The sequence below is a fragment of the Actinoplanes solisilvae genome (genome assembly GCF_003999975.1).
GTDB lineage: Bacteria > Actinomycetota > Actinomycetes > Mycobacteriales > Micromonosporaceae > Actinoplanes > Actinoplanes solisilvae.
The window spans coordinates 1-21512 of record NZ_RJAC01000033.1 but is presented as its reverse complement, the minus strand read 5'-3'; the positions used below and the strand labels follow the sequence as shown (position 1 = coordinate 21512).

Here is a 21512-nt window from a genome sequence, read left to right as displayed (position 1 = left end):
AGCCCCCGTTACACCGCCCGGTCGAAGGCCAGCCCGCTCGACGCCTCCCCGCGCCCGGCCTGCCGCCGCATGCCCCGCCACAAATGCACCCGCCCGTCCGTCCCCCGCGCGCGTCGCCAGCCGCAGGAGACGGACTCCCCGGCCCGGCTGACCTCCTCCTCGAAGACCAGGTACGGCTCCGGCACCTCGCCGTCCAGCCCGGGTCGCAGCACGGTGGTGCGCGGCCGCACCCGCTCCGGCGTTCCCGTGGCTCCGGCCAGCAGGCGCGGCATGGACGCCCGGCGCAGCTGAATCTCCCGTACGTCGCCCGGGATGTGCACCCCGATGAACGGGATCCAGTTCTCATCGACCGAGGTCGCCAGCCGATAGTGGACCGGTGCGTCGTTGGGCGGCTCGCCCGGTGTGCCCGCGGCGAGCGCGTCCTGATAGCGGCGATGCAGCTCGGTCGCCGCCTCCCGTCCCCGCCGCGACGACCCGTCCGGCATCGGCACGGTCGTCTCGATCGCCCAGACCAGGTTGGCCACCTCGTCCCGCACGAACAGCACCCGCTCGTCCGTGGCGCCCTCCAGCACGCCCGGCGCCGTCGGCAGCAGCACCAGGCCCGGGGCGATGCCGCCACGGCGATCGGTGGTGCCGAACATCGACCACCGGCGCCACGACTCGTCCCGCGCCGCGGCCGGCTCGATCCAGAGGCGCTCGCCGAAGACGTTGGTGACGGCGAGCCCCTCGACCCGGGTGACCGCGCCGGCCGGGGCCGTCAACGGCGCCAGGAACCAGTCGTTGCCGTAGACCAGCCCGAATTCGACCAGCAGCAGCTTCGCCAGGTCGGTCGTGTCGGGCTGGACGTCGCCGAAGTTGACGCGGCCCTCCTCGAACGTCCACCACCGGGTGTTCGGCATGCCGTCGAAGCGCGCGCCGGTGGGCAGGAAGCCGCTGACCGTACGCCGGTCGGCCGGATCAGCCGGTCCGCCGGTGCCGGTGGCGTCCACGCTGTACCAGTCGAGCGGCCCGCCGTGGTGCTCGTCGGCGACCAGGGTCGCGCTGCCGTCGCCGCTCGCGTCGACGGTCAGCCCGGCCGCGTACTCGAGGTGCGGCGGCGCCCAGGAGTCCTCGGCGGGACCGGCCGGCCGGTGGAAGAGCCGGGCGAACCAGGCGACGAAGCCGGGGCCGAGCGCGTTCACGGCGTCCCCGTCCGGTTCGGTGAGGCCCAGGCCGTCGCTCGGCCGGTTCCCGGGATCGGCGGTCAGGTGCAGGTAGAGGTCGTACCCGTCGACCACCCGGCCGGCGACCGCGGCGAAGGTCTGCCACACCGGCGGATGCGCGGTGACCACGTAGTCGTCCTCGGCGACCGGATCGGGGGCGGTCACCGGATACCCGATGCGGAACTCGTCCTCGAGGCCGTCGAGCCCGGCCGCCCGCAACAGTTTGACCCACCGGCGCCCGGCCGCGAGCCGGATGTCGAGCGAGATCGGGTGCCCGCCGACGGCCGCCGGGATCGGCCGCTGTTCGAGCAGCGTCTCCAGCGGCGCGGTGCCGTCCAGGGTCAGGTCGGCGCCACCGCCGGTGTGCAGTGTGGTCACGGGGTCGCTGACCCAGCTGAGACGGGCGGTCACCGGCGAACCGGCGTCGTCGCCCCGGAACTCGCCGACCTGCCACTGCCGGCCGAGCATCCACAGCGGGTCGCGCACCTCGGCGCGCAGCGCCCGCCCGAAGTCGTCGGCGCGGGGCCGCCCCTCCAGCCGGTTCCACCGTACGACCGTGGGGATGACCTCGGAACGGTCGACGATCACGGCGGCGATGTCGTCGATCGCGTCGTACTTCTTCATCCGTCCTCCCGGACCAGTACGGCCTGGACCGCGTTGTTGTAGGAGAGGTTCAGCGCCGCGGTGATCGGGAAGACGGTGACGCTCGACAGCACCGCGGGCAGGAATTTGGCCAGCCCGGTTCCCGCCACCTGGTCCGGCTCGACCAGGCGCATCCGGGCGGCGTCGAGCGTCTCGGTGAGCGTGTCGACCAGGTCGTCCCACTGCCAGGCACCGGTGAACCGGGGTGGGGTGACCAGCAGCAGCACCTGCGGCGGCTCCGAGCTCGGCCGGTCGTAGTGGAAGGCCAGGCCGGTGGTCTCCGAGGTCCCCGGCACGGTCTCGACCCATTCGTCGACCAGGATCCCGGAGTACGTCCGGCCCGGGTCCGACGCGTCGATTTCCCCACCCGGTCCGGTGTGGACGGTGTAGAGCAGGTGCTCGCCCGGGCCGACCTCGGGCGGCAACCGGTCGGCCAGCCAGCCCTCGGCCGCCCGGTGCGGGAACTGCAGCGGCGAGAGCTCGAGGTCGCCGAGCAGCTGCACCCGTTCGGCGTGGTGGGCCTTCTCCCGCACCCGGGCCAGACCGTGCAGCCAGTCGTCGACCGGGAACGGCGAACCGTCCGGGCCGTCGCGCAGGTGGTCGAGCAGCGCGTCGCGGCCGGTCCAGGCGCTGTCCCACTCGGCCAGCCGCTCGGCGGTCAGGGCGAACTCGGGCAGCAGCAGGAAGGACTCGCCGAGGACGGCGCGGGCCGCGTCCTGCACCAGTCCCGGCGCGCGGGCCGGCTGGGTGCCGGGCAGCTGGTCGAGCAGGCCGCGGGCGGTGGCCAGCCGGGCGTCGATGTCGGCCACCGCCGCCGTGACGGCGAGCAGCAGGTCGCGGGCGGCGGACAGGACGGCGCCCTGGTGCGTGGTGAGGTCCCACGGCTGCGGGTCGAACGCGGGAACGCCCGGGGCGAACGCGGCCACCGCCGCGTGGAGGCCGCCGAGGTGCGGTTCGGCGGTCGGCCGTCCGGCGAGTTCCTCGATCGCCGCGCGCAGGTCGTCGTCGAGGTCGCGGACGGCGATGACCAGGTCGGCCACCGGCGGCAGGGGCGCGATCACCGTCGTCGACACGGTCCGGGCGGCCCGCACCAGCAGGGCGTACCGCTCGTCGTCGGACGCGGCCGGCGGAAGCGCGTCGAAGTCGTCCATCACCGCCGCGAACGCGTCCCGCTTGCCCCGCCACGAGACGGCCAGGGTGGCGATCGCGTCCAGAAGCGCGGCCATCGGAGGGCGTACCCGGTCGGCGGCCCGGCCCGGATCGATCGACGGCAGCCCGAACCGGCACACCCCGTCGACGGCGGCACCGTACGCCGTCACCCAGCCGTCGATCCCGGCCAGCGCGGCGGTCAGCGCGACCGTGTCGTCCACCCCGGCACCGACAGCGGTCTCCAGCTCGGTGGCGAGGGTCCCCAGAGCGGTCGCGCCCGTGGTGAGCGCGGCGAGGACCGCCTCGGCCTTGTCGGCGCGCACGACGACGCCGGCGTCCATGGCCCGCCCGGCGGCACCGCTGAGTTCCAGATCGGTCGGGCGCAGCGGCCGGGCGCCGAGCATCAGCCCACGGACGCTCGCCACCAGTGGGATCGCGGCGAACAGCGAGCCGTCCGGAGGGTAGGCCGCTCGCGGGGCGATGTCGTCTCGCAGGGCTGGATCGTCGCGCCGGGCGTGGTGCAGCAGCAGCCCGTCGAGGCCGGGGAGGGTGCCGTCGGTCCCTGCGCCGGCCAGGTAGACGAGATCGACCGCCCGGAGCCCGAGATCGGCCATCGAGAACTCACGGGTCACTTCGAGCCCGCTGTCCGGGTCGGTGTGCACCACGACGGCGGTCAGCTCCGACATCGGTGGCAGCAGGCTCGCGGCCCACGCGTCGAGCGCCGGTTCTCCGAGAGCCCGCGGACCGGCACCGGCCGGTGGGGTCGTCTGCCCGGGCAGGTGGACGGCGATCCGGTGGGTGAGCGCGCTGCCGGACCGTGGTGTCGTCGCGACCTCCGGCGTCGGCGGGAACGCGCCCTTGGCGTACGCGTCGAGGGTGCCGGCCGCGCGGTCGTGGTTGCCCCGTACGGTCTGATACACCGCCTCGGCCATGGCCAGGTCGGCGACCGCGTCGTTGACGTCCTGCAGCTCGTGCATGCTGGCGTCGACGACCGCGCCGACCTCGGCGGGTGTGCTCCCGGTCCCGCCGGCCAGCTCGTCCAGCGTCGGCAGGCCCGCCAGACCGTACGGATACCCGGGGTTCGCGCCGTCGGTGTCGAGGTGCTCGACCAGGGCCAGGCCGTCCACCACGTTGCGCGCCTCGACCGCGGTCACCGGCACCGCCGGGTCGTCGGTGGCGGTGCTCGCCTGCCGGTTTCCGGCCAGCGGGAACAGCCGCCGTAACCGGTCGATCAGCCGGTCGAGGAAGAGCCCGTCGTGGTCGTGCAGGGCCCGTTCGAGCCGGTAGCCGAGCAGCGCGCCGAGACTCTGCCCGCTGCGCACGCCGTCGATGACCGACAGGGCGACGCGCACCCGGGCCGAGGTCAGGTCGATGTCGAGGATCTCCGGTTGCGCCGCGGACGCGTTGGCCAGATGACCGGCGCGCAGGATCGCGGCGGTGACGGCGTGGTCGAGCGACGGCGCGTGCAGATGCCCCTCGTTGCCGGGGGCACGTGTCAGCTTCGCGTCGCCGGTCCGCTGGAACACGGTCGCGAGCTCGGGCGGGAGCTCGACCGGCTCGGTGCCGCCCCGGGGACGCACGTCCTCCAGCCAGCCGTACGCGCCGATCAGCACTCCCCGCCGGCTGTCGTCGCGCACACCGTCGTCGCCGCGCATGAAGGCCAGTTGCAGCGCGGTCAGCCCGCCCCGCCACGCGTCCAGCCGGTACGAGCAGGTGTCGAGGTGATCGACCAGCGCCCGTTCGAGCCCGGCCGGCGCGACGGTGGCCAGCCGCTCGACGGCCGCGATCTGTTCGTTCAGGTACGGCCGCAGCTCGTCCAGCATTCGCGGAATGAACTCGCCCAGCAGCAGACCGGAGTCGCCGGTCACCGCCTCGGCCGGCCGGTAGAGGTGCCGCCAGCTGCTCGGCGTGTCGGTCTCGGCGTCGGCGACGTGCAGGAACCTCGGTTCGACGCGGTCCGCCGTACTGAGGTCGAGCAGGTCGAATCCGGTGTCGACGTAACCGAGGTCGAGCGCGTGCCGGGTCAGCAGGTAGAGCAGCGCGGCCGGTGGGACGTCGTCGGTGAACCCGGCCTGCCGGCGCAGCGCGTCGTGTGACGTACGGGCGGCGGAGGCCAGCCACTGCAGGTAGTTGAGCCCGTCGGCCCGCAGCCCGGTCAGCGGTTCGACCAGCCCGCCCCGCAGCAGGGACGGCGTGTCGAGGAACAGCCGGTCGAGGATCTGCGGGTAGCGGCCTTCCGCGGGGGTCTCGATGCCGAGCGAGGCGAGTACGCGCAGCCCGTCCTGGACGTAGCCGCGGACCGTTCGCGCCGCGTCGGCCTGCGGGGAGCCGGGGACGAAGGCCAGCAGGTTGACGATCTCGTCGAAGGTCTCCGCGTACCGCTGATGGAACTCGGCCGACGCGGGGTGCAGGCCGACGATGTCGAGCAGGGTCTGCTGCGGGTCGGGCGTGTCCGGGCCGACGTGCGCGACGCCGGCGGCCAGCCGCCGCCAGGTCGGCACGGCCGCCTCGATGAGCCGGAACAGGCCGGGCAGCAGGTCGACGGGACCGTCCGCGGCGGCCCGGTCCGGTCCGCCGCCGCCCAGGTCGAGGAACCATTGCGCGCGCGACCAGGCGGTGGCGGGCAGGATCCCGTACGGCTGGGGTCCGACCCGGATGGCCGGTGCGACGCCGCCGCCGAGCACGAAGCGAATGAACAGCTCACGCACCGAACGGACCGTCTCGGCCGGCACCAGCGGGGCCATCATCCGGTCGAGGAAGTAGCCCAGGGTGGCCGGCCACAGGGCCGTGTTCATCGCCCGGGCGGTGGCGAGGTCGGTGCCGAAGTAGCCGGGGGAGCGGTGCAGGATCGTCCGGTCGACGCCGAGCAGCCCGGCCAGCCAGCGCCCGTCGGTGCGCAGCCGCCAGTCGGCCGGATCGTCGGCGGTGTCGCGGACGAAGTAGTCGTCGTAGGCCCGGTCCGGGTCGTCCCACCAGGTGTAGCCGGAGCTCTGGTCGTCGGTGTTGTTGGTCGGGGTGCCCTGCGGCACCAGCGCGAGGGCCTTGCGGCTGCTCTGGTGGTGGCGGATCAGCGTCTCGAGGCCGGTGGCGCCGCGCTCGGGGTCGTCGGCCAGGCGGACGCCGAGCACCACGATCCGGTCGAACCCGTTGCGCGCCTGACCGTCGTCGAGGTCGAGCCGGAAGCCCATGCCGGCCGCGACGGCGGCGTCGAAGTCCACCGTCCACGCCATCGCGTCCGGGATCGTCAGGTCGCCGTTCTCGTCGAGCGCGAGCCCGTCGGCGCCCTGGGACGGATCGGGTCCGACCTGGAGTTCGGCCGGGATCGGCTCGCCCAGGATCGGTCCGGTCGTGCCGCCGGGGCCGGAGGCGAGCAGCACGAACCGTTCCGGCAGCAGCCAGGCGCGGGCCGCCTGGGTCCAGACCAGGTCGGTGGTGGGCGGGTCGGGCGGCAGGTCGAGGAACGCGACGTGCACGACCATGCCCTCGGCTCGCGCGACGGCCGGGTCGGCGATGTTCACCGGCTGCAGGGTCGCCACCACCTCGGCCGCGCGGGTCGCTCCGAGTGCGGTGTCCAGGGCCGTCCGCGCGGTCCCGGCCTGCTCGGTGGTGGCCTGCCAGACCGCCGTGAAGTAGGCCGCGATCGCCGGCTGGTCCGCGGCGGCGACCGGCGCCGGCGGGGTGATGACCAGCACGTGGTCGCCGTCCGCGGTGGTCGGTTCCGCGTCCGGGTTGACCGGGGCGTACTGGTCGATCAGCCAGCGGGCCCGTCCAGAGCCGTGGCTCGTGGCCAGCGACCGCCACGCGGCGCGGCGGCCGGCGTCGGTGCCCCGGGCCCGCCACCACGCCGTCCAGAACAGCCGCAGGTTGGCCAGCTCGACCGCGGCGATCGTCGGGTCGAAGGTGTCGACCAGCACGTCGTCGGGGAAGACGCGGACCCACAGTTGTCGCCGCCCGTCCTCGGCGGTGCCGAAGCGGGTCTCCAGCCGCACCGGGAGAAGCAGGAACGGGTGGGTGTCGGGGAGCTGGGCGATCGCGGTGGTGGGATCGGTGTTCACGGGATCCATCGGCTCAACCCTGATCCGGTAGCAGCTCGGCGGCGTGCACGGCCATGAGCACCGGCACCTGCAACGCCACGTAGGCGAGCTCAGCCGCGCTGGCCGAGCTGTTCAAGGGCACGTGGCGGTCGTTCTCCCACTGTTCGTGCTTCTCCTCGACGTCCCCGGCCGGTTCGATCAGCGTGATCGGCGGGATGCCGGCCACCGTGACGTGGTCGCCGTCGGTTCCGCCGGGCACGATGTCGTCCCAGATCAGGTCGTTGTAGACGTTGATCACGCCGGTGCGCGACGTGTCGAAGCCGAAGCGGGCGTCGCCGGGCACCTCCTCGATCCGGAAGAACCAGCCCGGCTGGTCGTCGACCGTGTCGTCGCCGCGGGCCGTGAGGGCCGTGAGGTCGAAGCCGAACAGGAAGATGTCCGGGCGTACGCGGGCCTCGTAGAGCGGGGTGAGGACCGGCTTCGACTCGTCCAGCCGCCGCTCCTTCGCCTTGTCCGGGCTCGGATCGGTGTCGCTGATCGGCTGCCACCTCGCCGGCTGGGCCGAGATGATCGCGTTCGGGTACTTCTTGAGCAGCTCACCGCGGATGACCAGGACGAGCTCCTCCTCGTTCGCCCGGCCGGCCTCGCGGTTGTCGTGCTCACCGAGGCCGGACAGTCGTGGCCACAGGTGCAGCGGCGGGATGTCCTTGAGCGCCTCCCGGGCCTCCGGTGTGCCCGCGTCGGCTCGCAGCTGGGTGCGTACGTCCCAGAACTGCCGGAAGTAGCTGCCGCGCTGGTCGGTCGGGTATTCGCGCCAGAGCAGCTCGCGCGCGAACTCGTGGTTCAGTCCGGCCAGGTACGCCTCGATGAACCGCTGATCGGTCTCCAGCAGCGTCACGCTGTTCGGCTCGACCCGGTCCAGCCCGGGTACGAAGGCCTGGTCGGAGACGTCGAGCAGGGGTTCGTACATGGCGGTGTCGAACTCCGGGTAGGCCATCGCCTCGACGAACCGCTCACCGATCTCGGCCACGACGCGCGGAGGCAGCGTCACACCGTCGAACACCGCTGCCGGTACGGTCGTCACGGGGTCGACGGTCGACAGCACACCGGCAGCCACGTCGTCCAGAGCCAGCCGTACGGGCTCGGCGGCCGTGCCCACCTCGGCGCCGGCCGGGGCCAGCCGGTAGACGTCGCGCAGCGCGTCCTTGAACCGGACCGCGACCGGGTTGTCGTCACCGCGCGGCACCGCCGTCGAACCGGGCGGTCCAGCCGTGACCGAGACCGGGGTCCGCAGGGTGAAGCCGTCGTGGCCCGGCAACGCGTCGACCGCCCCGGCCGTCTGGTTCTCCGGCCGCACGATGTCGACCTCGGGACTTCGCCGCAGCAGACGCAGCCACAGCGGCACCAGCACGAGAGCGACGATCGCGGCCACGATCGCGGCGACCAGGGCGGCCGTGGGGCTGCCGGTGACGGCCAGGACGATCAGGCCTGCGACGACCGCGACGGCGAGGACCAGCACCGGCCACGGGACGCGCCGCAGCCACCGGAACAGGCGCGCCCACCGGCCGGTCGGCTCGATCGCGTCGGCCAGATCGCCGGGGGAGGGCAGCTCGGCGGGCTCCGCCTTGGGCGGGGCGGTGTGCAGCTCGCCCTCGTTGACCCGGTCGACCACCTCACCGAGCGGACGCACCGGGTCGAGCCCGAGCCCGGTCGTGAGCCGGCCGGTCGGGCGGACCAACCGTCGCATCGTGGTCGACACGGTGGCCGCGCGGACCGGGCTCTCCCGTACGCGGTAGAGGACGTTGAGGCCCGCGTCGACCACGCGGCGGTGCAGCGGCGCGGTCAGCGTGACGACCGCACCGGCCCCACCGGCGAGCTGGGCGTGCCAGGTGAGGGACGTGCGCAGGGCGAGCTGCGCCTGCCGGATCCGGTCGTTGGCCTCCAGCACCGCTCCGATCTGCGCCCACGCGGCCGCCATCAGCTCCTCCTGGCGGGTGCGCACCACGTCGGTGCCGAACCCCGCGGCGACCCGCCAGCGCGGATCCAGGTTCAGCTCGTGCAGCCAGTTCTCCCGGTCGTCGCGCGGCGTGCCGTCGGCCTCGGTGAGCAGCCGCTCGGTCAGGGCCGGCCAGCGGCCGTAGATAGGCGGGACGACCACTGGGTCGTCGCCGGTGGCCGCGTCCGGCACGTCCGGTGCGTCGTGGGCGGTCACGCCGTCGCGCGCGTAGGCCTCGGACAGGTTGAGGAACGCGGCCAGCTGCTGCTGGAAGGGGTGCGGATACGGTTCGGCCCAGGCCTCGAAGCGTTCCGCCTCGGCCAGCTCGTCCGGCGCCATCGTGGCCCGCGGCGCCCGCAGGGCCCCGCCCAGCCGCAGCACGCCGTCGCCGTCCGGGCCGGCGATGCCGCCGACGCCCGGCGCCGGGTCGCTCACGTCGAGGTCGCGGGTGCCGACCAGGCTGTCGACCACCCGGGGCTGCAGCACCCGGACCAGGTCCTCGAAGTCGCCGCGGGTCCCGGTCCGGAAGTACCAGCGATGGTAGAACGGCAATGCGGCCGGCGCCGGTCGTCCGGGATAGGTCAGGTCCCAGGCCGGCGACGTCGCGGTCAGCCCGGTGGCCGGATCCGTCATGATCGGCTCCGGGTCGAGGCCCAGCCCGGCCAGCCGTCCACTCTCGAACGCCGGCACCAGGAAGGCGTGATAGGCGGTGGCCGGGGCGAGCTTGCGCGGGCACAACAGCCGGGACGCGGCCAGATCAGGGTCGCCGGCCAGCAGGTCCGCGAGCCCGGCCGTGTCGGTCGATACCACGTCGGGGGCGAGTTCGGCGTTGAGGTGCACGTGCGCCCACGCCCACAGCTCGTCCGGCGGGCTCGCGACCTCGGTCGGGTCGGCGAGCAGTTCGATCGCGCCCAGCGGTTGCCCGGCGGCCCGGCCCAGGTCCTTGAACTCCGGCTCGGCCAGCACGATCAGCGCCATCCAGGGCAGCAGTCGCCGGCCGTCCGGGGCGGCCGGGGTGTAGCGCCAGGGCAGGTCCTCCTCGTAGAACTCGATCGCCACCAGATGGTTGGCCTCGAAGTTGGTGGTCCAGTCCGGTGGTTCGAGACGCGAGATCGCGGCCGCGTCGAGGCCGGTGATGTCGCCGGGCCCGTAGAGCGAGACGTGCTGCGGCGCGATGAGCGCGGGCGCCGAACCGTCCAGCCCGTCGCCGGCCACGGTGAGCTCGACGTCGAACCCGGCGCGCAGCCGCACGGCCGGATCACCGGCGCCCGTCTCGATGCGGTTGGCGACACCGCGGCGCAGCCACGGCAGGAAGGTGTACGTGCCGGTCGGTGTGGTCACGGCTGCCTCACCTCGGTGCCCCGCAGGACGTGGATGCGGTCGCTCAGCGCGGGGTCGCGGGTGATCTCGGCGCGCCGGAAGTCGTCAGCCCGGGCCTTGCTGGTGAACACCGCGTCGGCCGAGAGCGGCGAGTTGTCGCGCAGGTCGGCGACGACGTATGTGCCCGCGCCGACCGTGATCCGGCTGGCGAACGGGTCGAGCGCCCGCGCCGTGGCCCGGGACTGCACCGAGCGGGCGGTGCTGTTGCCCCGCAGCAGATGGGTGAAGAACTCCAGCCCGACGTGGAAGAAGCGGGCCAGGTGTTCCTTGAAGTTCGAGTCGATGACGACGAGCTCGTGCAGCACCGGCCGTTTGACGGCGTGCGAGGTGGTCAGGGCGGCGCCGTCGACGCCCATCACCACCCCGGCGGCCTGGTTCTCGAAGGCGGGCGAGGCCAGTTTCTGCGCGTCGGTCAGCGCCTGGAACTGGGCGGTGGCGAACGACTCGTCGGCGTCGTCCAACCGGACCAGCGCCGGGTCGGTGACGGTGATCGTCACCCGGTCGACGTCGGCCACCGGCTGGTTGCCGACCGTGTCGAGGTGCAGGTCGAGCGGCACCGCCCGCTGCGCGACCCGCAGCGATCCGGACGGGTGCAGCACGATCCCGGCGGCCGCGTCGATCTGCCGCAGCGACACCGGGATCGGGGTGCCCGACGGTGGCAGCGCGGTCCAGTTCTGCGGTTTGAGGGCCTCCTCCCGTACGAGGGGCAGCACGGCCACGGCCGCGACGATGGTGTCGGCGTCCTCGCCCCAGCGGTGGCTGAACGGCACGTCGATGTCCCAGAACAGCAGCGAGATCGAGCCCTCGCCCTCGATGTACCAGGGTGACGTCCCCTCCAGCTCGCCGCGGATGCGGACGCTGAACAGCCCGACGCCGAACACCTTGACCGACAGCGACGCCGAGAAGCTGATCGTGAAGTAGAACGGCGAGAATCGGAACAGGGCGTCGAAGCCGAGGTGCCCCTCGAGCTTGAAGTCGTCCAGCCCGAAGAAGACCTCCGCGCTCGCCCCGAACTGGACCGTGTTGGAGGTGACCGCGAAGTAGCCCTCGACCCGCACCCGGGCCAACGGCTCGTCGAGGATGCTGACGTTGACGCGCCGGGGCGCCGGGAACGGCAGCGGCGGCGGGTGGAACGAGGGATGGAAGCCGCCGATGCTCACGACGAAGTCGGCGTCCGCACCCCACGCGATGAGCAGCCCCATCTCGCCGCCGAGCGTGATGAACAGGATCCGCGACTCGTACAGGCTCGCGAAGAACCAGATGCGTTCACGGTCGGGCTCGTACGCGCCGATGAAGTTGACCTGCAGGACGAGCAGGGCGGCGTCCTCGTCGGGCAGCACGACCTTCAAGACCCCTAGGACGGCGACGGTGCCCGGCGGGATCTCGATGATCACCCCGAGTGACGCGGTGACCAGGGTCGGCGCGCCCCAGCCGAGCTTCGCCATCAGCCCGATGAGGAAGGTGCCCTCCTCGGGCGGGAAGAACCGGCGCAGGTCGCTGATGATCCGGGGCGCGTTCGCGACGACGTCGGCCGGGAACATCACGCTCTCGATCGAGCCGTCGCGCACCCCGGCCGCGAGTTCTTCCAGGCGGGCCGAGCGGTTGATCCCGACCAGGCCGCCGACGGCGTTGAGCGTGAAGCCGAAGCCGAGCTGCAGCGGCGTACCGAACTCGGCGGTCACGATGACCAGCAGCGAGAAGCCGTCGCCGCCGTCCGGCATCCGGGTCGTGATCAGGCCGATCGCGCTCAGGGCCAGGAACTGCGCGAAGACGAGTTCGACCGCGCCGGCGTACTCGCCCCGGTCGGCGTCGATGAACAGGTAGCCACCGCCGCGCAGGATCTCCAGGTCGAGGGAGAGCCCGACGCCGTTGGGCGGCTTGAACGCCAGGGCCGCGTCGAGCATCCCGTACCGGGCCTGGGAGTCGCCGTCGTCGTCGCTGAACGACAACGTCAGCAGGGCGCCGATCCGGTCGACCGCGGCGGCGAACGGGCCGAGCGTGCCGCTGAGCGCAGTCGACACCTCCAGGGTGAGCTGCCCGTCGTCGGTGAGCCGCAGGATCAGGTAGAGCGTCTCGAAACTGATCGGGCCGAGGCTCTGGTGCATGCCGATCGCGGTCTCGAGGCCGCCGGCCGCCCTGACCACCAGCCCGTCGTCGCCCCGCCACTCGAGGCCGAGGTCGAAGCGCCCGGTGAGGTTCAGCCCGGCCAGCAGCGACGCGATGAAGCCGTCGGCGCCCTCCTGACCCAGGGTCAGGGTGAGCCCGCTCAGGTCGGAGAAGACCCGGGGCTGCACCTCGACCACGCCGGTGGTGCTCGCCCCGACCTCCAGTTCGGCCCCGATCGACACGTCGTCGGCGGTCAGCTCGATCAGCCCGTTCCCGCCGACGATCGTGAACGGCCGCGCCCGCTCGTTGCGGTTGACCGTGATGCTCAATTTGCCGGCAACCTCGGCTGCCTTCGGTTCCACGGTGATCCGGAACGGCGGGGTGAGCCCGGCGGTGAGGCCACCGGAGGCGGTTACGGCCCCGGTCAGGGTCGTGCCCCACGACTCGTTGACCTCGACCCGGCCCTCGACCGCCTGCCGGAGCTCGGCGTCCACGTCGAGCCGCAGACCCGGCGGGTTGGCCGAGGAGTCGCGCCGCCACGTGAACGGTCCCTTGGTGAGGAAGGCGTCCGCGCCGAGCAGGCCGCCGTCGATCGCCACCTCGTCGTCGTAGAAGCCGGCCACCAGCAGGAAGATCTCGCCCGGGTCGAAGGCCGCCGTTCCCCAGCCGTGCACGTTCGCGAAGTGCGCGACCGGATCGCTGACCAGGTCGCCCAGCCGGTCCAGCCGGATCGCCTTGCGGATGTGCCCGACGCTCGAGGGAGCGGCGAGGTCCTCGGGAACCACGGACCAGTCGATCAGGCCCAGCAGCTTCAGCAGGAACGTGAGACGGGGCCGGCTGACCTCGAGCGTGGAGATGACGAGATAGTCCGCGATCCGTCGGGCCAGAACCCCGAGCAGACCCTCCACCGCCGTACGGGCATCCGCGTCCACGATCGCCGAGGTGCGCGCGGCGATGCTGGTGACGAACCGCCGCGCCGTGTCGAACAGGGACACCAGCGCGGCGAGCAGTTCCGTCGTCGCCACCAGGAGTTGCCCGCCGTCACCGGAGGCGGCCGCCGCGTCCAGCCGGTCGGCCGCCTCGATCAGCGTGGTGCCCGCCTCGCCCAGCGCCGTGCCGGCCGCGACCACCGCCGGATCGGCGACGAACTCCTCGGGCAGCCGCACCCCGAGGACATCGGTGTCGAGCTCGGCGGTGAACGACCCGCCGGCGCCCAGCGCGCGGGCCAGCCAGGCGGCGGCCCGCGCGATCATGATCTCGTCAGCGGCCATGCCCGCTCCTGTCGGCTACGGGTGTTCGTATGGGCTACGGCGTGTTCGTGTGGCTTTCCAGTGCGGCGACGCGGCCCGCCCCGTAGGCGTCCGCGTAACCCGGATCGGCCGGCACCGGGTCGGCGCCGGCCCGTGCGGCGGCGGCCGTCGAGAGTGCGGCGCGGACCTGGTCGACCGTCAGGGCCGGGTTCTTCTCGAGCATCAGCGCGACCGTGCCGGCGATCATCGGGGCGGCCATGCTCGTGCCCCGCAGCTCGGTGAACCGGTTGCCGGCCACCGACCCGGCGCTGAGGATCGCGGCGATGCCCTTGTCCGAGTCCTGGGCCAGCGCGGCGTTGATCTTCACTCCGGGGCCGCCCAGATCGGGTTTCGGGGCGACCGGGCCCAGCGGCGGATCGCTGAAGTCGCGCAGGGGGCCGCGCGACGAGAAGGCGGCGAGCTTGGCGTCCAGATCGTCGTAGGCGGCGACGGAGATGACGTTGCGGCTGCCCCCGTCGGCCATCGAGTGGCGGGACGTCACGTCGATCAGCGTGATCGGAGTGGCGCTGCCGTTGACGATCTCCGGGGCGGGCAGGGGGTCGCCGTTCTGATACGCGGTGGCGATCCGCATGCCGAAACGACCGAACGCCGAGCCCTGCATCGAGCACATCGCGTAGAGCTCGGTGCCGGGCGGACCGGCAAACCGCAGCTCGTAGACGCCCGGTTTGTGCAGCGGCGGCAGCGGTGCGGGCATCACCTTGGGCTCGATCACCAGGGCCATCCGGTTGCGGGTGACCGGCACGGTCGCCGGTGGTGGCGGCACCGGGCGGTCGGCCCGCAGGCTCTCGTGGAACATGACGCGGCGCTTGCCACCGTCGAAGAGCTTGGACAGCGAGCCGGAGAAGACCGGCGCCGAGAACGCCGCCTCGCCGGGCACCCGGGCGGCGAAGCTGACGTCGCCGGGCGCGGCGACCTCGCGGTACCAGATCGCGGCCACGCCCGACGGCACGAACGGTTTGGCCGTGCAGTTGACCCGCTTGGACAGGTTGGGGCCGCGGTCGTCGAACAGCTCGAACGGCACGACGATCTCGCCCGAGTCCGGGATGGTGACGACGGCGAACCCGCGGCGGGCCGGATCCCCGTCATTGCCCGCGGACTTGACGAAGATGGCACCCGACGGGAAATGGCTGGCGTCGGCGGGCCTCGCCGGGTCGAACGTCTCGTCGAGGAACCGGTCCTCGTTGCTCAGCCCGTCACCCGGCTGGATCGCGCTGCCGAAACTCGCGTTGATCACCACCGGCTTGGGCGGCACCTGCGCGGCCGCCTCCCGCAGGATGTAGATCACCGCGTCGAGCAGCCGGACGTCGGCCGGCACCTGGTTCCCGGCGCTGTCGGTGATGACGTCGGGCAGGTCGAGCATCTTGACGATGATCAGGTCCGCCTCGGGCGCCGCGCCGACGAACGACGCGTCCGATCCGCCGGCCACCTGGTTGCCGCCGGCCGCGATCGCCGCGACGTGGGTGCCGTGCCCGATGCAGTCCTTGTGCCGGAAGTCGAACGGCAGGGCCGGGTAGGTCGACGCGTTGAGCTGCGTCTCGATGGTCGCGGTGTCGAACTCGACGCCGTAGCGGCGGCCGGACAGCATGCGGCCCGCGATCGGGCTCGCCTCGCCGTTCGCGGCCACCGGTGTGAGGCCCTGGTCCCAGACCTTCAAGATCCGCGATCGGTACGGCACCTGCGCCGTACAGAACGCCGGGTGGGAGACGTCGATCCCGGTGTCGATGATCCCGACGATGACGCCCTTGCCGCTGGCGCCCGTGCCGCCCACGGTCAGCGCGCCGCTGGGTTTGGCCACATGCCACAGGCCGTCGACGCCGATGTTCGCGACCGTCGACGCACGGGCGCGGATCTCGGGCCCGGCCGTGTCGAGCCGTGGCGTGCGCGGCAGTCCCGTCGCGATCCGGAGCACCTGCGGCAGCTCGGTGAGAGCGTCGAGGTCGGCCCAGCGCAGTGTGCCGACCGCCTGGTCGGCATTGGACCAGGCGAGATCGAATCCGGCGGCGCGCACGGCGTCGAGGTCACCCTCGTACGACAGAACGACCGAGATCGCCGGGGGTGGTCCGAGGTCGTCGCGGCGATCCAGATATTCCTGGTAGGCGAGCGTCGCGCCCAGGTCGAGCTTCTCCGAACGCACCCGGCAACCCTGTCAGAGGCCGGCGCGCGGCGCAGTCACCTTGGCGACTGCGCCGGACGTGCCCGGCTCAGGACCGGTCGGACATCAGGCGCCGGTCGCGACGCGGCACGGGATCGGCGACCCAGAGCGGCGTCCCGACATAGACCCGGCCGAGCGTGGGATTGTCGGAAGAGGTCCGGAACGGGCCGCCGCACTCCCCGACCCGGAACAGGACCTCCTTGCGGTTGGCGCCGTCGACGTGGCCGTGCTCGCTGAGGATCAGACTGAGGTACAACGCCTCCTGCAGAACGTGGGGGTCGATCGAATAGCCCGACGGTGGGGTGATCTCCCACGATCGCAGAACCGAGCCGTTCGTCCCGGCCAGCGATTCGACCTCGCCGCCCGGACGGGCCGGCCGTTGCCGGTCGCGCGAGTTCTGCAAGGCCCATTGGATCGCGCGGGAGGTGCCGGGAGTGGAGGACGGCTTCCAGCCGAGCCATTCGTTCGCGCCCTTCGGGGCGTAGCCGACGAAATTCTCGACCGATCCCACCAGAATCACGTGGGCCTCGCCCTCCTCGGTCTGACCGGTGCCGTAGAGCCAGGCGATCTCCTCTCCGGTCAGTTCGAAGGAGACCGCGGCCCAGCGAAAGTGCATCTCGGCCCGCACATAGGTTCCCGGGTCGAGGATGGTGCCGGTGTGGTCGGCGATCGCCTCGGTCACCTTGCGGGCGATCCAGTACATGTTCGCCTCGGTCGGCTCCGAGCGCCTCGCGCCGAATTCGAAAGGTATGACCGGCGGGGTGAAGTTCACGAGGTCGAGCTTCCATTTCGGCCGCGTCCGCTCGAGCTGTTCGTAGATGTCTCGGACAACCCGTTTGCCGATGAAGTCGAAGCTTCTCGGGAATTCGCGCACCTGTCTCACCCCAGTTATCGAGTCCACCAAGAGTCCGAGGTATGTGGATGGTTGCCGGCGGCGTGTTCTCGCAGACTCGACTCTGCTTCCACCGCGATCCTCGCGTCGATCGGAAAGTCCACGAACACGTCCAGGCGCGTGTCGGTCAGCACGGCCTGCCGTTCAGCGCGAGAGGCATAGTCCGGATTGGTGCTGTAGACCAGCGACTTCCGGTACGACCACTTTATGGAACCCTGCGGCCGGTCCGGATCACCCAGGTACTGCTCCAGCGGAAGGACGGTGACACTGTTCGGCACGGTCGCCCACAGGAAGATCCGGTTACCGCGGGCGACCCCCGTCATGGTCACGGTGCCGGCGGCGAGAACGGCGAATTTCGTCCGCCCGCGCCACAAACTCACCTCGCCGTTGCCAAGACCGAGGAAGAACCGCTCGCGGTATTCCTCGACAGCCTTCTGCAGGGTGGTCATGGCCGCCACCAGAATGAGTGCCGGAACGGCGATCAAAAACGATTGCGGGGGAAGGAAGCGCCCGACGACGAAGGCGCCGAGCAGCAGGACCAGGAAGACGCCGCACCGTCTCAAAGCTGCCCGTGTAACGGCCGAGTTCGACTCGAGAGGAAACTTCACCCCCGTAGTCAGTTCGATCAGCCTCCTCGCCCCGGCCGAAGCGTCGCACCTCCTTCCAAGGTACGAGGATCCCCCAAACGGGTGGACGGCCGCTCAGCCGTTGGCCTGCTCGACCAGCTTGGCGACCGTCTCCGGGGTGAGCGGGCTGCCCGGGAAGGTCCCCAGCCGGTTCAGCGGCATGCCGCTGAGCAGTTCGAACGGGCCGTCGTCGCCGGCCATCGACGTCAGGGGGCTGTCGACGGCGAACGCCTCGCGCAGCAGGGAGGCGCCGGTCGGGTCGGCCAGCCACTCGGCGACCGTCGAGGAGGCGGTCAGCGGCCAGCGCCAGCCGGGGGAGCCGGGCACCTCGACGAAAACCGTCGTGCGCGGGTCGCGGGAGGACGCGCCGATCGCGAACGTGTAGCGGGCCTCCTCGACCACCCAGCCGGCCAGGCGCGTGTCCCAGTAGGCCAGGTCTTCGCGGGAGACGAACAACTTCACCGTCGACGTGGAACCGGCCGGGATCAGGACGTTCGCGAAGGCCTTCAGTTCGCGCGGGGCACGCCGCACGCGCGAATCGGGGACGCGCACGTACGCCTGGACGACCTCGCGCCCGTCGCGGGAGCCGGTGTTGGTGACCGGGACGGTGATCTCGACGCCCTCCGGCGTGGCGAGCGCTGTCGCCGGCCCGTACGAGAAGGTGGTGTAGGACAGGCCGAAGCCGAACGGGTACGAGACCGGCTGTTCGCGGGCGTCGAAGCCGCGGTAGCCGACGTGCAGGCCCTCGCCGTAGCGCACGTGCCCGCCCTCGCCGGGGAAGTCCAGGTAGGACGGGTGATCGGACAGCTTCAGCGGGATTGTCTCGGCGAGCCGGCCGGACGGGTTGACGCGGCCGGACAGCACGTCGGCGATCGCGCTGCCGCCCGCCTGTCCGAGCAGCCACGCCTCGACGAGCGCGGGCACCGAGGCGTCCCACGGCGAGGTGCGCACGACCGCGCCGTTCGAGAGCACCACGACCGTACGGGGATTGGCCGCGGAAACTCGCGCGATGAGTTCGATGTGAGAAAGCGGCAGGTCGAGGTGCGTACGGTCGGCGCCTTCGGTCTCGTGGGTGAGGCCGACGAAGACCACGGCCACGTCGCTGTCGGCGGCCAGGGCGGCGGCCTCGGCCAGCAGCGGCTCGTCGGGCGTGGCGCTGTCGGTGCGATAGCCGGGGGCGAAGCGTACGGGGGCCGCGGTTGTCGCGGTCAGAGACGTGAGCGCGTCGTCGAGCCGGGTCGGGGTGATCTGGGAGCTGCCGCCGCCCTGGTAGCGCGGGGTGCGGGCGAACTCACCGAGGACGGCGAGGCTCTGGCCGGCGCGCAGGGGGAGCACGTCGTCGTCGTTCTTGAGCAGCACGATGCCGCGGGCCGCGATGTCGCGGGCCAGCGTGTGGTGCGCCTCGGCGTCGTACCCGTCGGTCTGCTTGTTCCGCAGGCTCTTGGCGACCAGGTCGCGTACGCGGGCAACAGCCCTCTCGAGCACCTCGGCCGGCAGGCGATTCTCCCGTACGGCCGACGCGACCTCGAGATCGCCGGTGTCGTCGGGGCCGGGCATGGCCAGGTCGAGGCCCGCGTCGACCGCGAGAACCCGGTCGACGACCGCACCCCAGTCACTGACGACGAGGCCCTCGAAGCCCCACTCGTCGCGCAGCACCTCGGTCAGCAGCCACGGGTCCTGCGAGGCGTACGCGCCGTTGATCTTGTTGTAGGCGCACATGATCGTCCACGGCTGGGCCTGGGTGACGACCCGCTGGAAGGCGCGCAGGTAGAGCTCGCGCAGCGTGCGCTCGTCGACGTCGGCGCTGATGGTCATTCGGTCGGTCTCCTGGCTGTTGACCGCGAAGTGCTTGAGGGACGCGCCGACGCCCCGGCTCTGCAGGCCGCGCACCCACTCGGTGGCGAGCACGCCGGTCAGGATCGGGTCCTCGCTGAAGTATTCGAAGTTGCGGCCGCCGAGCGGGGTGCGCTTGAGGTTGATGCCGGGGCCGAGCAGCACCTGCACGTCCATCGCGCGGCACTCGTCACCCAGCGCCTCGCCCATGCGGCGCAGCAGTTCGGGGTCCCAGGTCGAGCCGGAGGCGACCGCGGGCGGGAAGCAGGTGGCGGGACGGCCGGCCAGCATGTCGGCCGCTGAGCTCTGCAGACGCACGCCGTGGGGGCCGTCGGTGAGGGTGATCGCGGGGACGTCGCCGGCCGCGGTCGTCTTCCAGAAGGCGCTGCCACTGGTGAGGGCGGCCTGGTCGCTGAGTTCCACTCGCCATCCTTACTTAGTACCTACTAGGTAAGAGCTAAGCTAGCCTCGTGCCAGCCGTCCGACAAGTCATGGAGCCCTGAAATGGCACGTTCCCGGCTGCCGGTCGCCGACCGCCGGCGGCAGATCGTCGAGGTCACCACCCGGCTGATCGCCGAGCGGGGCTTCTGGGGTCTGTCGATGCAAGACGTGGCCGACGACTGCGGGCTCACCGTGCCCGGCGTGCTGCACCACGTCGGGTCCAAGGACGGTCTGCTGCTGGCCGTGCTCGACCACCGCGATCTTGAGGACAAGCGCTCGGTCGCCGAGCAGGCGCCGGGCACGCTGCGCGAGACCTGTGCCGCGGTCGTGCGGCGCAATGCCCTTCAACCCGAGATCGTACGGCTGTTCGCCGTGCTCGAGGCCGAATCGCTCACACCCGAGCACCCCGCGCACGAGTGGTTCGGCGCGCGTCAGGAGCGTACGGTCGCCGAATTGACGGCGCTGGCCGCTCCTTTTCCAGCACCCGGAGTGCTCGCGCGGCAGATCGTCGCGCTCATGGACGGACTTCAGCTCCAGTGGCTCCGCGATCCGTCTACGGTCGATCTGGTGGCCGAGTGGGAAGCGGCAGCCGAGCGGCTATTTGGTGACTCCACTTGACATCACGGCGTGAATGACGCCATGTAGCTGTATGCCCCGCGGCGCGGCGAGGCGCTCTCGCGGGGCGCTGTCATTGGCAGATCGCGGGACGGGAGAGACGACGATGCGGATCAGCGACATTCTCCGGGTCAAGGGCGAGCGAGTGGTGACGGTGCCGCCGGAGGCGGACGTGACGGAACTGCTCGCCCTCCTGGCCGAACACAAGATCGGCGCGGTGATCGTGTCGCGCGACGGCGCCCGAGTCGAGGGCATCGTGAGTGAGCGCGACATCGTGCGGGCCCTGGCCACGCGCGGGGCGGCCGTGCTGAGCGAGCCGGTGGCGGCGATCCAGACGACCGAGGTGCGGTCGGTGGCGCGCACGGCCGCTCTCGACGAGGTCGAGCGGCTGATGACCGAGCGGCGGTTCCGGCACGTCCCGGTGATCGAGGACGGGGCCTTGCGCGGCGTGGTCAGCATCGGCGACGTGGTCAAGTTCCGCATCGACGAGCTGCAGACCGAGCGGGCCAGCCTCGAGGAGTACATCACCGGCGAACGGGCCTGACGCTGCCCCGGTCGTCAGCTGCCCGCGGGCGGCCACCGGAAGGCGAAGCGCGTCGACGTGGCGTACGAGGTCGTGCAGACGTGGCCGGGTGGTGATTCCGCCCTCGCCTTTCTAGCAGTCCTATCAGCGAGGTAGGCATTAGCCGTTAGGGTCGTCGGAATGGACCTCACGTTCACCGGCGAGATCTGGTTCTGGCGGGGCCCGGCGCCGTTCCACTTCGTCACCGTGCCCGACGAGGAGTGCGCCGCCATCGAGTCGGCCTCGTCGCTGGTCAGCTACGGCTGGGGCATGATCCCGGTGGCCGCGCGCATCGGGACGACCGACTGGACCACATCGCTGTGGCCCAAGGACGGCCGCTACATCGTCCCGATCAAGACAGCCGTACGGCGTGGTGAAGGCCTCGACGTGGGCGACACCGTCACCGTACGGCTCACCGTGAACGCTTAAGCGCCTGATCAGAAGTTCTGTACGTAACTCACTCGGGAAGAGGGACGTAGCGACGTAAAAACCTCGTCGTGGGTTCGGATCGAGTTACCACACACGACCGAAACCCCCGACGAGGTCACCGCCAGTATGCGCCCTGCGCACGT

General features: G+C 71.9%; 11 protein-coding genes. 3 read left to right on the top strand and 8 right to left on the bottom strand.

Annotated elements, in window-relative coordinates; translation table 11 throughout:
- Positions 1-8: 8 nt before the first annotated feature.
- From EER30_RS41815 to EER30_RS41780, 8 genes are all read right to left on the bottom strand, one after another.
- Positions 9-1826 (bottom strand): hypothetical protein, encoded by a 1818-nt coding sequence (locus EER30_RS41815; protein ID WP_127507599.1) that lies wholly within the window; start codon positions 1824-1826, stop codon positions 9-11.
- Positions 1823-7057 (bottom strand): hypothetical protein, encoded by a 5235-nt coding sequence (locus tag EER30_RS41810; RefSeq protein WP_127507597.1) that lies wholly within the window; start codon positions 7055-7057, stop codon positions 1823-1825. The genes EER30_RS41815 and EER30_RS41810 overlap by 4 nt, the downstream gene beginning before the upstream one ends.
- A 4-nt stretch (positions 7058-7061) precedes the next feature.
- Entirely contained in the window at positions 7062-10364 is a 3303-nt protein-coding gene (locus tag EER30_RS41805; RefSeq protein ID WP_127507595.1) for a hypothetical protein, read from the bottom strand.
- Positions 10361-13780, bottom strand: a complete 3420-nt coding sequence (locus tag EER30_RS41800) for a DUF6603 domain-containing protein (protein ID WP_127507593.1) — start codon at positions 13778-13780, stop codon at positions 10361-10363. Before EER30_RS41800 ends, EER30_RS41805 begins: the two co-directional genes overlap by 4 nt.
- A 34-nt stretch (positions 13781-13814) precedes the next feature.
- Complete coding sequence (locus EER30_RS41795; protein ID WP_127507591.1) at positions 13815-15953, bottom strand: S8 family serine peptidase; 2139 nt, start codon at positions 15951-15953, stop codon at positions 13815-13817.
- 67 nt (positions 15954-16020) lie between these two features.
- Positions 16021-16845: a DUF7019 family protein gene (locus EER30_RS41790; RefSeq protein WP_127507589.1), complete on the bottom strand. Its 825-nt coding sequence runs from the start codon at positions 16843-16845 to the stop codon at positions 16021-16023.
- A gap of 14 nt (positions 16846-16859) precedes the next feature.
- Positions 16860-17471, bottom strand: coding sequence for a hypothetical protein (locus EER30_RS41785; protein WP_127507587.1), 612 nt, complete (start codon positions 17469-17471; stop codon positions 16860-16862).
- Positions 17472-17564: 93 nt separating this feature from the next.
- On the bottom strand, positions 17565-19745 hold the full coding sequence (locus tag EER30_RS41780; RefSeq protein ID WP_127507585.1) for a glycoside hydrolase family 3 C-terminal domain-containing protein: 2181 nt from the start codon (positions 19743-19745) through the stop codon (positions 17565-17567).
- Between the two features lie 81 nt (positions 19746-19826).
- On the opposite strand from EER30_RS41780, the gene EER30_RS41775 reads away from it, so the two are divergent.
- The 3 genes from EER30_RS41775 to EER30_RS41765 all read left to right on the top strand — a co-directional run bounded on the left by EER30_RS41775 (position 19827) and on the right by EER30_RS41765 (position 21369).
- A complete protein-coding gene (locus EER30_RS41775; RefSeq protein ID WP_127507583.1) occupies positions 19827-20381 on the top strand; it encodes a TetR/AcrR family transcriptional regulator in 555 nt (184 codons plus the stop codon).
- 103 nt (positions 20382-20484) lie between these two features.
- Entirely contained in the window at positions 20485-20922 is a 438-nt protein-coding gene (locus EER30_RS41770; protein ID WP_127507581.1) for a CBS domain-containing protein, read from the top strand.
- A gap of 159 nt (positions 20923-21081) precedes the next feature.
- A complete protein-coding gene (locus EER30_RS41765; protein WP_127507579.1) occupies positions 21082-21369 on the top strand; it encodes a DUF1905 domain-containing protein in 288 nt (95 codons plus the stop codon).
- Positions 21370-21512: the final 143 nt, after the last annotated feature.

Bases quoted from the DNA above. Each gene is read 5' to 3' on its own strand.
- EER30_RS41815 (WP_127507599.1), bottom strand. From the start codon at position 1,826: ATGAAGAAGTACGACGCGATCGACGACATCGCCGCCGTGATCGTCGAC.
- EER30_RS41810 (WP_127507597.1), bottom strand. From the start codon at position 7,057: ATGGATCCCGTGAACACCGATCCCACCACCGCGATCGCCCAGCTCCCC.
- EER30_RS41800 (WP_127507593.1), bottom strand. From the start codon at position 13,780: ATGGCCGCTGACGAGATCATGATCGCGCGGGCCGCCGCCTGGCTGGCC.
- EER30_RS41775 (WP_127507583.1), top strand. From the start codon at position 19,827: ATGGCACGTTCCCGGCTGCCGGTCGCCGACCGCCGGCGGCAGATCGTC.
- EER30_RS41770 (WP_127507581.1), top strand. From the start codon at position 20,485: ATGCGGATCAGCGACATTCTCCGGGTCAAGGGCGAGCGAGTGGTGACG.
- EER30_RS41765 (WP_127507579.1), top strand. From the start codon at position 21,082: ATGGACCTCACGTTCACCGGCGAGATCTGGTTCTGGCGGGGCCCGGCG.